This is a genomic window from Mariprofundus micogutta (assembly GCF_001895085.1).
Lineage (GTDB): Bacteria > Pseudomonadota > Zetaproteobacteria > Mariprofundales > Mariprofundaceae > Mariprofundus > Mariprofundus micogutta.
In genome coordinates, this window is sequence record NZ_BDFD01000019.1 from 19,892 (window position 1) to 32,491 (window position 12,600).

Sequence of the window (12,600 nt, forward strand, 5' to 3'; positions counted from 1 at the left end):
AGTGCATGCATGACGTCAGTGAAACTACTATTCACAGACATGCTCAGATAATATCCCGACTTATGAAACGTATTTCGATTACATTGCTGGCATGTTTTTTTCTGCTATCCGATTCAGCCTATGCAGGTGACGATAAAACCAATCTTCCACAATGGGAGGCTGGTCTTGCTATCGGCGCAGCAAGCCTGCCCCAGTATATGGGCAGCGATGAACGTTATGTGTTTGCTGCCCCTTTACCCTATTTTGTTTATCGCGGAGATCGGGTAAAAATGGACAGGGGTGGTCTGCGTGCCGCCATCTTTGATATGGAACAGTTGAGTCTGGATGTTTCTCTGGGGGCAGGTTTGCCGGTACGCAATTCCAACCGCGCCAGAGCAGGCATGCCCACCTTGAACTTCAATCTGCAAGCAGGCCCTCGTCTGAATTGGCACGTTTTTGATGACTCAGGCAGTACACTCAAGCTCCGCCTTCCTGTTCGCGGCATTCTCGATACTTCCGGAGCATTTCTCGGTTGGTTAAGCGAGCCGGATATTCAGCTCCGTTTCAGACCATATTCAGATCTGAAGATTGAACTGACGAGTGGCTTGCTGTTCGCTTCGAAGAAATATCATGCCACTTACTATGATGTGGCTCCGATCTATGCGACGGCGACTCGCCCTGCATATCAATCCAAAGCGGGCCTGCATTCTGTATCCGCTTCAGCAAAGCTGGTTTACCAGTACTCGGATACGATTACTCTATTTTCAGTTGCCCGCTACCGAAATCTGAGCCCCGGCAGTATACGCAACAGCCCTCTGGTCAAAGACCGGAACTATTTATCCTTCGCAGCCGGAATCGCCTGGAGCCTGTACCAGTCCGAATCCCTCAGCCGGATTTCAGAAGACGATTAAGTGCTGCACTTGTGGGTAAAGCCTGACGTGCACCGAGTGTTGTGCAGGCCAGTGCACCGGTAGCCGAGGCAAAGCGAAGTAGTTCATACCAGCCCATACCTCGGGCCAGTCCCAGCGCAAACGCGCCATGAAAAGCATCACCCGCACCTGTGGAGTCAATCGCATCAACATCAAATGCTCTCAACTGCCCTTTTTTCCCATCAGATGCCCAGACAAGACCCCGCTCACCCAGCGTAATCACCACATGACCTGAAATGGCAATCAGTTCATCCAAGGCCTTTCCCATATCTTTCGTTTGGCACCATTGACGCGCAAACTTTTCCGAAGCCACCAGATAATCGACCATGCCGGCAAGTGCTTCTGTGCCTTTATGCAGGGAACCGGCATCCAGCACAGTAGGAATAGCTTGAGCAACCGCCTGGTGACACAGTTGCACAGACAGCTCCGGCTCATGTCCATCAAACAGCATCACCTTTGGCAATTCAGGCAAGCTGACTGCATCTGCGGCCAGCCACGGCGTATCACCTTTGAAATTAACCAGAGCACGGCAGCCATCCGGCTTGGCGAGAATTTGAGAAACGGGGGAGGGATCGGAACCTCGAATAAGCAGAGAAGTGTCAACACCTTCAGCCGAAAACTCAGACATATGCAGATCACCGAACAAGTCATTGCCCAGATATCCACAGAAACCTGCCTTGCCACCTAGTCTGGCCGCACAAACAGCCGCATTGGCAGCTGGCCCTCCACCGGAAAGGTTCATGGCATTGGCGAATACTTTCTCATCCGGGCCCGGATGCCTGTCGATTGCCATAGAGACATCGTAGCAGGCGTGGCCGATACAGAGCAGATCAAGCATGTAGTTTCAGCCGCTGATCAATTACGTTATTCCATACTCCCTGCCATAGTGCTCAACAACAAAATCGATGTCCTTGTCACCACGCCCGGAGAGATTAACGAGTATGCTGCCCTTCTCGCCCCCGAGCCCCATCTTCATCGCATACGCTACGGCATGTGCAGATTCTACGGCCGGAATGATTCCCTCCTGGCGGGAGAGACTGAAAAAAGCATCGATCGCTTCGCGATCATCCACGCTACTGTAATTCACACGACCGATATCCTTGAGATAGCTGTGTTGCGGGCCAACAGATGGATAGTCCAGACCACTGGCAACCGAATAGACCTCCATTGGTTCACCCTGCTCATCCTGTAACATATAGGATTTGAAGCCATGCATAACACCGGGTTTACCCTTGGTCATCGTTGCCGCATGCTCACCGTCCACCTCAAGACTGCGCCCGGCAGGTTCTACACCGTGCAACTGCACACTGCTGTCATCGAGAAATGCCGTGAAAATACCCAGAGCATTAGAACCTCCGCCAACACAAGCGACAACATTGTCCGGCAAGGCACCGGTCATCTCCTGAAACTGTTCACGGGCTTCATTACCGACAATCGACTGGAAGTCGCGCACCATCATCGGGAACGGGTGCGGGCCAACCACAGAACCAATCGCATAAAACTGATTCACGGGATCGTTCATGTAACCTTCAAAAGCAGCATCCACAGCCTCTTTCAATGTTTTCCGGCCATGTGTCGCCGGAATAACGCGGGCGCCCAGTATATGCATGCGCACGACATTCGGGTGCTCCTTCTTCATGTCGACCTCGCCCATATAGATGTCACACTCCAGACCTACCAGGGCAGCAGCCGTGGCCAAAGCCACACCATGCTGACCGGCTCCAGTTTCTGCGATCAGCTTTTTCTTGCCCATTTTCTTCGCCAACAGTGCTTCGCCAAGGCAGTGATTGATCTTATGGGCTCCCGTATGATTGAGATCTTCACGCTTCAGATAGATATCTGCCCCGCAGGATGCAGAAAGGCTTTCAGCATGAAAGATGGGGCTGGGCCTGCCGACATAGTGTTTGTAAAGCCTGCCCAGCTCCTCGATGAAACCTGGTTCCTGACGAATTTCCAGATATGAGGCAGTGATATCATCCATGATGACCTGCAAAGGCTCAGGAATAAAACTGCCGCCGTATTCACCGAAATAACCCTGTGCATCCGGCAACGCACTCGTAAACGTGTTTTTCATCGATCGCCCTCCCTGAGTAAGCTGTGAACCTGAGAATATGCCCAACTCATAGTGACACATGCAACAAAATTATGCGCTGGCATCATCATTACGGCCTCCTCAAAAAGATGAGGGGGGAAGTATCATGCTTAAATCCGGAAGTCTCTTTCCGGCCAAAAAAAAGGTTCATCGCGCATTAGCGGGAACCATGCCTGAAGAAAACTTTTGATCCCTGTTAAATAGATACATTCAATAGTTACTACTCTGCTAAAGCAGAGCATTCCCCTTTCTTTAGCGGTAAAGAAAGGGGTGAAAGAAAGCCGCCCCGGAACCAGCCTGTCCTGCGGATTCCCGATCCTGCATATCCAAAACCGGTCACGGCTCCGCCGCTTTATTCCGGTTTTGGACATTTGTCTCGGCAGCCTGCTAGCGGGGGATCCAAACGCTGAGGTCCAATGTGTGATAGATCTACCAGGATTTTCAACCCCGTTCCAAGATGCGCCGGAGTATTTATTGTTCAATGGGATGAGGCGACAAACAGAAGGTACCGTTTGGACGAGCTTTAGCTCGCCCGAAGGGTGAGAGCCATGCAAGGCTCGAATCAAAAAGGTTTCGCCCCATTGAACAATAAATACGCAGGGAGAAGCAGATTGCCGGGCAGCTTTCTTTGGTTCGTTTCTTTTCTGGAAAAGTTGGAACAAACAATCCCGCCATAATAGAAAGAGAGAAACGCCTTCAGTTCTTATTTACAAAGACTGTTTCCCGGACTTCCGCGATGAGCCAAAAAAAAGGGAGCGACACAAGTCACTCCCTTTTTCAATGTATTACCAGTAAAGACTTATTCAGCGCCTGGAAGACCGTCTGCTGCAGGTGCCGGTGCCGCTGGAGTTTCGCTTTTCAGCTTGGATGGGTCAAAACCACCCTGAGCAGGCTGAGCATCCATAGGCTGTTCAACCGGGATCGTATCCACAATTGAGCGTTCAACCACTGAACCTGTCTGCTGTTGGGAGAAGAAGGCCAGTGTCAGGCTGGTCATCATGAATGCTGCTGCCAGACCACCGGTCATTTTACCCAGAAATGAGCCGGAACCACGGCTGCCGAACAGTGTCTGTGCACCACCGCCGCCGAAAGAGGCGCCGATATCAGCACCCTGGCCACGCTGCACCAACACTGTGCCAATCAGCAGCAGTGCTATAATTACATGAATAATAATCAGAACTGTTGTCATTTAACTTGTTACCCCTTAGCTCGCGGCTTTCACTGCGGCTTTCACAATATCCATAAACGAGTCGGCTTTCAGACTCGCACCACCTACCAGCGCGCCTTCAACACCAGGACAACCCATCAACTCTTCAGCATTACCCGGATTCACACTGCCACCGTAAAGCACACGGCAATCGTGGCCCAGACGGGTAAGCTCTTCATGCACAAATGCATGCGTTTCGGTGACCTGTTCAGCTGATGCAGTACGACCTGTACCAATAGCCCAGACAGGTTCATAAGCGACAGTCAGTGGTGCATTCTTTGGTGCACCTTTCAAAACCGCCAGCTGTTCAGCCAGTACCACATTGGTCACACCTGTTTCGCGCTGCTCCAGCGTTTCACCGATGCAGAGAATAGGCTCAAGGCCATGCAGCCATGCCGTATTCATCTTGGAACGAATCTGCGCATTGCTTTCACCAATAATACTACGACGCTCGGAATGGCCCAGAATTACATAGTGGCATCCTGCATCACGCAACATCATCGGACAGATCGAACCGGTAAAAGCACCCTTATCTTCATAATACACATTCTGTGCACCAAGCGTCACGCCCATGCCTGCCAGACGATCCGACATCGGATGCAGTAATGTAAACGGAGGCATCAGAGCAACCTCAACCTGTTCAGGCGCAGGATTGCTGCCAAATGCATCCATGAAATCATTGGCTTCCTGCAGAAGGCCATTCATTTTCCAGTTACCCGCAATCAATAGGCGTTTATCGCTACTCATGTCTGACCTCCGAAAAATTTCAACCTGAGCGGTTTGAAAAGGGACGCGGATTCTAGGAACAATGCCTTATAAGGCAAGGGAAAATAGGAATACTTATACAGACTCCCCGAATCGGCTACGATTGGCGCATGAGTAAGCATCCAGAGCAACATGCAAAAAAGGCACTCGGACAGCATTTTTTGCGCGACCATAGTGCCATTCGACGTATCGCCCACGCAGTGCCTGAAGGTGCCAATGCCATTGAAATTGGTCCCGGTCCCGGCGCCATTACCGAATCGCTACTGGCTCGAGTCGGCAAGTTATGCGTGATTGAAATGGATGACCGATTTGCAGAACACTGGCAAGGCGTTGCAGATGAAAATCCGGTGCTATCAGTTGTGCATGGTGATGTGATGCAGGAACTGGATACCACCGTTTCATCACTGAAACCAGAATGGATTGCCGGTAACCTGCCCTATAATCTCAGCGGGCCACTGACTGCCAAACTTGCAGGCTTTCCGCTTTCCGGCGGCATGGTGCTGATGTACCAGCGGGAAGTGGCCGAACGTATTGCTGCTGATCCCGGCAGTAAAGTATATGGCGGGCTCTCTGTACTGGTGCGCCACTTCTATGATGTGAAACGATTACTTACCCTTCCACCCGGTGCCTTTTCTCCGCCGCCAAAAGTGCACTCGGCTGTTATTCTGTTAACGGCGCACGGCAGAATACCTGCATGTGACTATAAAATCCTGCAGAAAACTGTCCGTCAGGGTTTTGCACATCGCAGAAAAACCATTTCCAACAATTTCAGAGGCTCCATATCGGCAGAACAGTTTGAAGTCATCGGTATTGATCCGCGTAAACGGCCTGAACAAATCGATTATGACAGCTGGGTGAAGATGGCAATCTTTCTGGCTGAAAAGCAAGGCCAGTAGTCTTAGCTGGCTGCAGGCCAGGAACTACTCTCACTCGGGGTCACCCGATACAACGGTGCCACATCATCCGGTGATCTTTTGGTGCTATTCAGATCATGCAGAAGGCCATCATTAAGGCTGTAAATCCAGCCATGTACTGACAATTCATCACCACGCATCCAGGCATTCTGTACGATGCGGGTATGACAGATATTATCCACCTGACGAATGACATTGAGCTCACACAGACGATTCATACGTTGTGATTCATCCAGTTGATCCAGGGCCTCCTGATGCAACATATAGGTATCACGAATACTGCGAATCCAGTTATCCACAATGCCGTGATGCTGGCCCTGCATGGCTGCGCGAACACCACCGCAATCATAGTGACCGGTAATGATGATATGTTTCACTTTCATGACATCAACTGCGTACTGAGCCGCCGAGAGACAGTTCAAGTCGGTATGTTGTACCTGATTGGCAACATTGCGATGCACAAAGACCCGACCCGGCTCCAGACCAATAATTTCATTGGCCGGCACCCGGCTGTCAGAGCAGCCGATCCAGAAGAATTCCGGCGTTTTGAATTCGGACAGGCGTTGAAAAAATTGCGGATCGTCCAGCAGTTTCTGCATGGACCACTCGCGATTATTATCTAACAGCTTGTCCGGATCACACATACGTTACGATTCCAGCCATGAATCAAGCTCACCTTTTTTTTCCAGAGCATATAGTTCATCGCAACCGCCTACATGGCGATCATTGATGAATATCTGGGGAATAGTGCGTGCCCCGTTTGAACGATCATGCATCTGTTTCTGGTGTTGTATATCACGCCGCACATTGTACTCGGTAAATTCGATACCTTTCTTTTGCAACAGTGTTTTTGCGCGTACGCAATAAGGGCAGAAGTCGCCCGAATAAATCTCTACATTTGCCATGGTTTGAATCCTATCTTTTCTGGGTTGTGCGTGCCAGTGACAACACTGAAACCGGAACCCCAAGGCGATTACAAGCCCTGGCTGCATAATGCAGTGTGGATCCGGTGGTCATGATATCATCTACGATACAGACCGATCTGATGCCTTCGATTCGCGCCCTGTAGTCGTCGGACAATATGAATGCCTTACGCAGGTTTTTACGACGTGCCTCACCGGACAGGGCTGATTGCCGCTGCTGCTCGCCCTGCCGCCTGAGAATCTGCCATGACCAGTGACACCCCACCGCATCAGCAATCCAGTGACACAGATTGGCTGCATGATGCTGTCCGCTTTTTCGCATGCGTGATAGCGGCATCGGTACGGGTAATAACAACACGTCTGCAGGCAGTTCTTGCTTCAAGCGGGGTATTGCAGATTGCAGTAACCAGCCCACAGCAGCCTCGTGACCGTTGAGTTTCCAGCTTAGAATTGCATCACGCACCGGCCCCTGATAGGTATACAGGTTCAAGGTTCTGCATTGCACCGGGCTTTGATTTAAACATCTTCCGCATGGTCCCGGTGCCATGGCTTCGGGTAGTTCCTGCCCGCACTGATGACAAACTGAAGTTGGCCATATATGAACAGACGCAAAGCAGTCATTACAACAGGCCTGACTCTGATCGCCTGAATCCAGAGGTCTTTGGCAAAACAGACAGGCAGGAGGAAACAACAAATCCCGCAGCCTGTTAACCGGCAAGGCTGATTTGGTTGACAGCTCGCTCATGCTATCCAGCATGCCGGATATGTCCGATTCCCGCAATTGGTTTGCTCCAACACCTGCTCACAGGCGCCGCCGCTTTGTCATTTCAAGGCGTGATGGCCTGTATATTCATGTGAATGGTAAAAAACTGCTCAATTTCGCCAGCAACGATTATCTCGGACTGAGTTTTCATCCGGCAGTCTGTATGGGTGCTAAAGGTGCTTTGTCTGAATCGGTTGGCAGTGGTGCATCACGTCTTGTCTCCGGTGATGACCCCATGTTGCACCGGTTGGAGCAGAAGCTGGCCGACTGGAAGGGCTATGAAGCCTGTCTGATCGTCGGGTCCGGTATGTTGGCCAATCTCGGGCTGTTGCAGGCGCTGGCTGATCGCTTTACTCATAGTTTTTCAGACAAACTCAATCATGCCTCGCTGGTTGACGGCGTTCGCCTCTCAGGCAGCCGGTCACACCGTTATACCCATCTGGATACGGATCAACTTGAACTGCAATTGCAAAAAAATCCGGCTGAAAAGCGCATTATTATTTCAGATGGTGTATTCAGTATGGATGGTGATTGCGCCGATGTGACAACATTGCTCAAGCTTGCTGAAGTTCATGAAACCCTGCTGCTCATTGATGATGCCCACGGCATCGGCACAGTTGGAAAAACAGCAAAAGGACTCACCGATGTGCCTGGCATAGCAGGTCATCCACGCTTGATTGAAGTCGGTACATTCGGGAAAGCATTCGGTTCCTACGGTGCGTTTATCCTTGGCACAGAAGAACTGATTGAAGGCTTGAAGCAGCGCCAGCGCACCATGATCTATTCCACCGCCCTGCCTGTTGCACTTATTGCTGCAGCCGAAACGGCACTGGCAATCGTGCAAAAAGGTGAGGAAGCAGGACGATTGCAGCACAACCTCGAATATTTCAAACAAGCCGTGACAGACCTTCCATTTATGGCATCGGACACACCTATCCAGCCGCTACTCATTGGTGAAAATACAAAAGCGCTGGATATGGCCAGCTTTCTGGCAGACAACGGCTTCTTTGTTCCGGCTATTCGACCACCGACAGTGCCAGAAGGCACAGCAAGATTGAGGTTTACCATTACTGCCGCTCACACAGAAGAGCAGATTGATGCACTGGTCCGCTGCTTGAGAAGCAAGCTGTGAAACCACTGGTATTTCTGCACGGCTGGGCACAGTCCCGCCAGATCTGGTGCAAACAGTTTGAAGCCTTTGGCGATGCCTTGTTCCTTAACCTTCCCGGTCACGGCGGCGCTGCAGACATGCCTGTCGATGCGTGGGTTGATGCCATCGTCGAGCAACTGCCTGATGAACCATGCCTGCTGATCGGCTGGTCACTCGGCGGCATGCTGGCCCTGCAGATAGCCGCAACATATCCCGAACGTGTGGCTCAGCTTGCATTGATCTCCACAACCCCTCGCTTCAGAGCCTCGCATGACTGGCCGCATGGCAGCAACGCTGAAGTGTTTGAAGGTTTCAGAGATGCGGTAGAATCCGGCACTCCGAAATCGCTGAATCGATTTTTCATGCTGATGCTACATGGCGATGAGATCAGTCGCAGCGCATACAACCAGCTGGCAAGAGAAGCGGTTGATCGTGAAAAGCGCGTCACTCAAGCCGGCCTGCAGTCTGGTCTGGAACTGCTTGAGCATCTTGATCTGCGAGAGCAGGTCAAAAAAATCTCCCAGCCGACGCTGGTCATACATGGTGAAAATGATGTCATCGTACCGGTCGAGGCAGGACAGTGGCTGGCCGGGCAACTGTCGGATCGGCAACAGCTGTTTTTTTCCGCCTGTGGTCATGCACCTTTTTTAACACAGCCGGAACAGTTTAATTCTATACTACAAACATGGTGGCAATCACAGTGAATAGTTCGCATATCCAAACCAGCCAGGTGAAACGCTCTTTCTCATCGGCATCAGACAGCTACGATGAGCATGCGGTCCTGCAACGTGAAATCGGTGATCGACTGTTGGCTCACCTCGATTTCACCAAACTGGAACCCAAACGCATTCTCGATGTCGGTTGCGGCACCGGTTACTTCACGCGCCTGCTGCGCGGCAAGTTCAAAAAATCAGATATTACAGCCTTCGATCTGTCTGAGTCCATGGTAACCACCACCCGCAAATCCCATAACAGACGCCTGCCCTGGCACGGACGCAACCTGCATGCCTCAGGCAACGCGACCTCCCTGCCGTTTAAATCCGACTCTTTCGATCTGGTCACCTCTAACCTCGCCATGCAATGGGTTCCCGATCCTGAACAGATGCTCAAAGAGATGCGCCGCGTACTGGCCCCGGGCGGACTGATTCTGTTTTCCACATTCGGTCGCCGTACCCTGATTGAACTCAGACAAGCATTGGCTGAAATCGATCAGAACAATGCAGGACATGTTCTGCCATTCCCTGATGTCATGAGCCTCGGTGATGCGGTAACCAAGCTGGCCGTTGAAACGCCGGTAACCGATGCCGACCTGTTTACACTCACCTATCCCGACACCATCAGCCTGGTGCGCGAACTCAAAGGTTTAGGTGCTTCGGCCTCTGCTATTCGCGGCCGCAAAAGTGGCCTGTATGGTCGTGCGCTGATCAAACAACTGGATGAGAACTACCGTGCCAAATATGCCGATGATGATGGCAGGGTTCGTGCCACCTTCGAAGCGCTCTATGCGCAAGCCTGGTATAAAGAGGAAGGTTTTGAACATCGAGATGGTATGATTCCCATTCGTGCCGAAGGGGACCTGACCATCCATGGCATCTAAGATTTTTATTACCGGTACCGATACCGATGCCGGTAAAACCTGGGTAACTGCATCAGCAGTCCGCTCATTGCTACAGCAAAACAGGAGTGTCCGGGCCTTGAAGCCAGTTGCATGTGGCCTTGATACAGATGGCCGCAATGAAGATATCGAAACACTGCTTCATGCTCAGGGTCTGCAGAACCCGGACGATATCTGCCTCTATCAGTTCGCCAAACCGGCAGCGCCTTCTCAGGCCGCTGCAGAAGAGGGTGGGCAGGTTGCCCCTCAACAATTAGTTCATTGGTGCGAAGAAAAATCATCCGATGTGGAAATCACCCTGATCGAAGGGGTAGGCGGCCTGATGGTGCCGATCACGGACAACTGGTTAGTCAGCGACTGGATTCAGGCCATGCCCGATGCCGAAGTCTGGCTCGTCATCGCCTGCAAACTCGGTGCTATCAACCAGACCCTGCTGACTCTGGATAAACTCAAACAGATAGGGCGCACTCCTTCGCGCATCTTTTTCAATGCTGCAGGTAACACATCTGACACATGGATCAAACCTACTCTTGAAGCAGCCCAACCATTTTTAACAACCAACTGTATAATCCAAGAAATCAGTTATGGTCAACACCCTGAAATCGACTTTGACAACTAAACATTCTCTTCGCTTACGACACCCTTCCATCCGAAAGTAAGAAGCAGAGCCAACATAGGCGCACCAGAAGCTATTTTTCCTTCAGCAAGCATCGCAAGTGCCTCCGCGCGTTTAACCCAGAAGCTGCGGATATCTTCCTGTTCATGATCGCAGCCTCCGCCTTCGCTGACAGGATTATTCTTGTCTACCAGTCCCAGGAACAGGTCGATGCGTTCAGAACATGCGCCGGGAGTGGTGTAGTAGCGCCCCAGAAAACTCGTTTCATATGGGATAAATCCGGATTCTTCCCTGGATTCACGATTCACAGTCTCTTCTGCCGTTTCTCCTTCATCAATGATGCCAGCGACGATTTCGGTCAACCATGGATTGTCGTCGCGTACGGCTGGACCAATGCGGAACTGCTCAAGCAACAACACTTCATCTTCTTTCGGGTCATAGAGCAGAATCGCAGCCGCATCACCGCGTTCCATATTTTCCCTTTTAATTGTAAGGGAACCGCCATCAAAACGCTCATGTTCGACCTGATACTGATCCATGGCGAAAAAGCCCTGATAGACTCTCTCTTTCTTCTTTACGCGGAACTCCATGCTCAGCCTCCGGATATGAACATCGTTTCTCTACCTGTCATAAACTATCATGCACCAGAAAGATCACTAAAGCCACGGAGAATAACAGCTTAGGGTGCTCTGACTTATTCAGAACTATCCGCACAGGCCATCGGCGACCAGTCAAAACCCAGCACTGCAATCACTTGATTATGTGAGCCTAATAATCTTCGGGAACTTCGTGTCCTTCCCGCTTACTCTGAACTCAGACATTGAGTATATGACCATTATCTAATAATCCCACTTTGTCAGAGTATCCTTAAATGCTACAGTAAGCCCCATGAAGATTCTGGTGGTAGAAGACGAAGAACGTGTAGCCCACTTTATTCAGAAAGGCCTGAAGGAAGAGGGGCATGCTGTAGATGTCTCATATGATGGCGAAGACGGTGAGTTTCTGGCCGAGGTGAATGATTATGATTTGATCATTCTCGATCTGATGTTGCCGAAGAAAAACGGCATCGTCGTATGCCGGGAACTACGTGCATCCGGTGTGGCAACACCTGTATTGATGCTGACCGCACGTGATTCGGTGGAAGACAAGGTGCGCGGGCTGGATGCAGGTGCTGATGATTATCTTCCCAAGCCATTTGCCTTTGAAGAGTTGCTCGCACGCGTGCGTGCACTGCTACGCCGTCAATCTGATAGTAAATCACCTATTCTTTCCATTGCCGATCTGGAGCTTGATCCGATCAGTCGCCGTGTCTCACGCAGTGGTAAGGCTATTCGTCTAACCACGAAAGAGTACGCACTGTTGGAATACCTGATGCGCAATCCCGGCAAGGTATTGTCGCGTACACTGATCGGAGAGCATGTCTGGGATATGAACTTCGACCCGGAAAGCAATGTCATTGATGTGTATGTCAGCCATTTACGGGCCAAAATCGATAAAGGCTTTGATGTCTCACTGCTGCACACGCTGCGTGGCCAGGGTTACCTTCTCAGTGATGATTCACCACCGGCCTGACGCGCATGGAATGGAAAAAATCCATGTGTGTTGTTTGTTCTATGTAAACCGGAGTCAGCCCTGACTCTTAATCCT

At 51.0% G+C, this 12,600-nt stretch carries 15 protein-coding genes and 1 pseudogene; 7 read left to right on the top strand and 9 right to left on the bottom strand.

Annotated elements, in window-relative coordinates:
- The first annotated feature begins 62 nt into the window (after nt 1–62).
- The gene (locus tag MMIC_RS09955) at nt 63–890 is read left to right on the top strand and encodes a MipA/OmpV family protein (RefSeq protein ID WP_072660321.1); all 828 of its coding nucleotides are present in this window, start codon (nt 63–65) and stop codon (nt 888–890) included.
- Here the strand turns inward: MMIC_RS09955 and MMIC_RS09960 are convergent.
- The 4 genes from MMIC_RS09960 to tpiA all read right to left on the bottom strand — a co-directional run bounded on the left by MMIC_RS09960 (nt 865) and on the right by tpiA (nt 4,954).
- A complete protein-coding gene (locus tag MMIC_RS09960; RefSeq protein WP_072660322.1) occupies nt 865–1,746 on the bottom strand; it encodes a carbohydrate kinase family protein in 882 nt (293 codons plus the stop codon). The two genes, MMIC_RS09955 and MMIC_RS09960, sit on opposite strands and share 26 nt — an antisense overlap.
- Before the next feature lie 21 nt (nt 1,747–1,767).
- Complete coding sequence (gene trpB, locus MMIC_RS09965; RefSeq protein WP_072660323.1) at nt 1,768–2,982, bottom strand: tryptophan synthase subunit beta; 1,215 nt, start codon at nt 2,980–2,982, stop codon at nt 1,768–1,770.
- Nucleotides 2,983–3,799: 817 nt separating this feature from the next.
- Nucleotides 3,800–4,189 carry a preprotein translocase subunit SecG gene (secG, locus tag MMIC_RS09975; RefSeq protein ID WP_072660325.1) on the bottom strand — a complete coding sequence of 130 codons (390 nt, stop codon included), beginning with the start codon at nt 4,187–4,189 and terminating at the stop codon, nt 3,800–3,802.
- A gap of 15 nt (nt 4,190–4,204) precedes the next feature.
- The gene (tpiA, locus tag MMIC_RS09980; RefSeq protein WP_072660326.1) at nt 4,205–4,954 is read right to left on the bottom strand and encodes a triose-phosphate isomerase; all 750 of its coding nucleotides are present in this window, start codon (nt 4,952–4,954) and stop codon (nt 4,205–4,207) included.
- Nucleotides 4,955–5,082: 128 nt separating this feature from the next.
- Between tpiA and rsmA the strand changes: the two genes are divergently transcribed.
- The gene (rsmA, locus tag MMIC_RS09985) at nt 5,083–5,868 is read left to right on the top strand and encodes a 16S rRNA (adenine(1518)-N(6)/adenine(1519)-N(6))-dimethyltransferase RsmA (protein WP_072660327.1); all 786 of its coding nucleotides are present in this window, start codon (nt 5,083–5,085) and stop codon (nt 5,866–5,868) included.
- A gap of 2 nt (nt 5,869–5,870) precedes the next feature.
- Here the strand turns inward: rsmA and can are convergent, their stop codons facing one another.
- The 4 genes and pseudogenes from can to MMIC_RS12845 all read right to left on the bottom strand — a co-directional run.
- Entirely contained in the window at nt 5,871–6,530 is a 660-nt protein-coding gene (gene can, locus MMIC_RS09990) for a carbonate dehydratase (protein ID WP_072660328.1), read from the bottom strand.
- Nucleotides 6,531–6,533: 3 nt separating this feature from the next.
- Entirely contained in the window at nt 6,534–6,791 is a 258-nt protein-coding gene (gene grxC / locus MMIC_RS09995) for a glutaredoxin 3 (protein WP_072660329.1), read from the bottom strand.
- A 10-nt stretch (nt 6,792–6,801) separates the two neighbouring features.
- Nucleotides 6,802–7,299 (bottom strand): ComF family protein, encoded by a 498-nt coding sequence (locus tag MMIC_RS12840; protein ID WP_227819474.1) that lies wholly within the window; start codon nt 7,297–7,299, stop codon nt 6,802–6,804.
- A 39-nt stretch (nt 7,300–7,338) separates the two neighbouring features.
- A pseudogene (locus tag MMIC_RS12845) lies at nt 7,339–7,566 on the bottom strand (double zinc ribbon domain-containing protein); the annotation flags it as partial.
- A 7-nt stretch (nt 7,567–7,573) separates the two neighbouring features.
- On the opposite strand from MMIC_RS12845, the gene MMIC_RS10005 reads away from it, so the two are divergent.
- From MMIC_RS10005 to bioD, 4 genes are read left to right on the top strand one after another with little or no spacing between them, the layout of a single operon-like run.
- Entirely contained in the window at nt 7,574–8,704 is a 1,131-nt protein-coding gene (locus tag MMIC_RS10005; RefSeq protein ID WP_072660355.1) for an aminotransferase class I/II-fold pyridoxal phosphate-dependent enzyme, read from the top strand.
- The gene (locus tag MMIC_RS10010; protein ID WP_072660330.1) at nt 8,701–9,426 is read left to right on the top strand and encodes an alpha/beta fold hydrolase; all 726 of its coding nucleotides are present in this window, start codon (nt 8,701–8,703) and stop codon (nt 9,424–9,426) included. Before MMIC_RS10005 ends, MMIC_RS10010 begins: the two co-directional genes overlap by 4 nt.
- A complete protein-coding gene (gene bioC / locus MMIC_RS10015) occupies nt 9,408–10,319 on the top strand; it encodes a malonyl-ACP O-methyltransferase BioC (RefSeq protein WP_227819470.1) in 912 nt (303 codons plus the stop codon). The genes MMIC_RS10010 and bioC overlap by 19 nt, the downstream gene beginning before the upstream one ends.
- Nucleotides 10,309–10,956, top strand: coding sequence for a dethiobiotin synthase (bioD, locus tag MMIC_RS10020; protein ID WP_072660331.1), 648 nt, complete (start codon nt 10,309–10,311; stop codon nt 10,954–10,956). The genes bioC and bioD overlap by 11 nt, the downstream gene beginning before the upstream one ends.
- On the opposite strand, the gene MMIC_RS10025 is transcribed toward bioD, so the two are convergent.
- Nucleotides 10,953–11,543: an NUDIX domain-containing protein gene (locus tag MMIC_RS10025; protein ID WP_072660332.1), complete on the bottom strand. Its 591-nt coding sequence runs from the start codon at nt 11,541–11,543 to the stop codon at nt 10,953–10,955. The two genes, bioD and MMIC_RS10025, sit on opposite strands and share 4 nt — an antisense overlap.
- A 298-nt stretch (nt 11,544–11,841) precedes the next feature.
- Here MMIC_RS10025 and MMIC_RS10030 point away from each other — a divergent pair, with 298 nt between their 5' ends.
- Complete coding sequence (locus MMIC_RS10030) at nt 11,842–12,525, top strand: heavy metal response regulator transcription factor (RefSeq protein ID WP_072660333.1); 684 nt, start codon at nt 11,842–11,844, stop codon at nt 12,523–12,525.
- The last annotated feature ends 75 nt before the right edge of the window (nt 12,526–12,600 follow it).

Excerpts from the sequence above, each read along its gene's own strand:
- MMIC_RS09955 (WP_072660321.1), top strand. The coding sequence starts at position 63 with ATGAAACGTATTTCGATTACATTGCTGGCATGTTTTTTTCTGCTATCC.
- trpB (WP_072660323.1), bottom strand. The coding sequence starts at position 2,982 with ATGAAAAACACGTTTACGAGTGCGTTGCCGGATGCACAGGGTTATTTC.
- bioC (WP_227819470.1), top strand. The coding sequence starts at position 9,408 with ATGGTGGCAATCACAGTGAATAGTTCGCATATCCAAACCAGCCAGGTG.
- can (WP_072660328.1), bottom strand. The coding sequence starts at position 6,530 with ATGTGTGATCCGGACAAGCTGTTAGATAATAATCGCGAGTGGTCCATG.
- grxC (WP_072660329.1), bottom strand. The coding sequence starts at position 6,791 with ATGGCAAATGTAGAGATTTATTCGGGCGACTTCTGCCCTTATTGCGTA.
- tpiA (WP_072660326.1), bottom strand. The coding sequence starts at position 4,954 with ATGAGTAGCGATAAACGCCTATTGATTGCGGGTAACTGGAAAATGAAT.
- bioD (WP_072660331.1), top strand. The coding sequence starts at position 10,309 with ATGGCATCTAAGATTTTTATTACCGGTACCGATACCGATGCCGGTAAA.
- MMIC_RS09960 (WP_072660322.1), bottom strand. The coding sequence starts at position 1,746 with ATGCTTGATCTGCTCTGTATCGGCCACGCCTGCTACGATGTCTCTATG.
- MMIC_RS10030 (WP_072660333.1), top strand. The coding sequence starts at position 11,842 with ATGAAGATTCTGGTGGTAGAAGACGAAGAACGTGTAGCCCACTTTATT.
- secG (WP_072660325.1), bottom strand. The coding sequence starts at position 4,189 with ATGACAACAGTTCTGATTATTATTCATGTAATTATAGCACTGCTGCTG.
- MMIC_RS10005 (WP_072660355.1), top strand. The coding sequence starts at position 7,574 with ATGTCCGATTCCCGCAATTGGTTTGCTCCAACACCTGCTCACAGGCGC.
- MMIC_RS10025 (WP_072660332.1), bottom strand. The coding sequence starts at position 11,543 with ATGGAGTTCCGCGTAAAGAAGAAAGAGAGAGTCTATCAGGGCTTTTTC.
- rsmA (WP_072660327.1), top strand. The coding sequence starts at position 5,083 with ATGAGTAAGCATCCAGAGCAACATGCAAAAAAGGCACTCGGACAGCAT.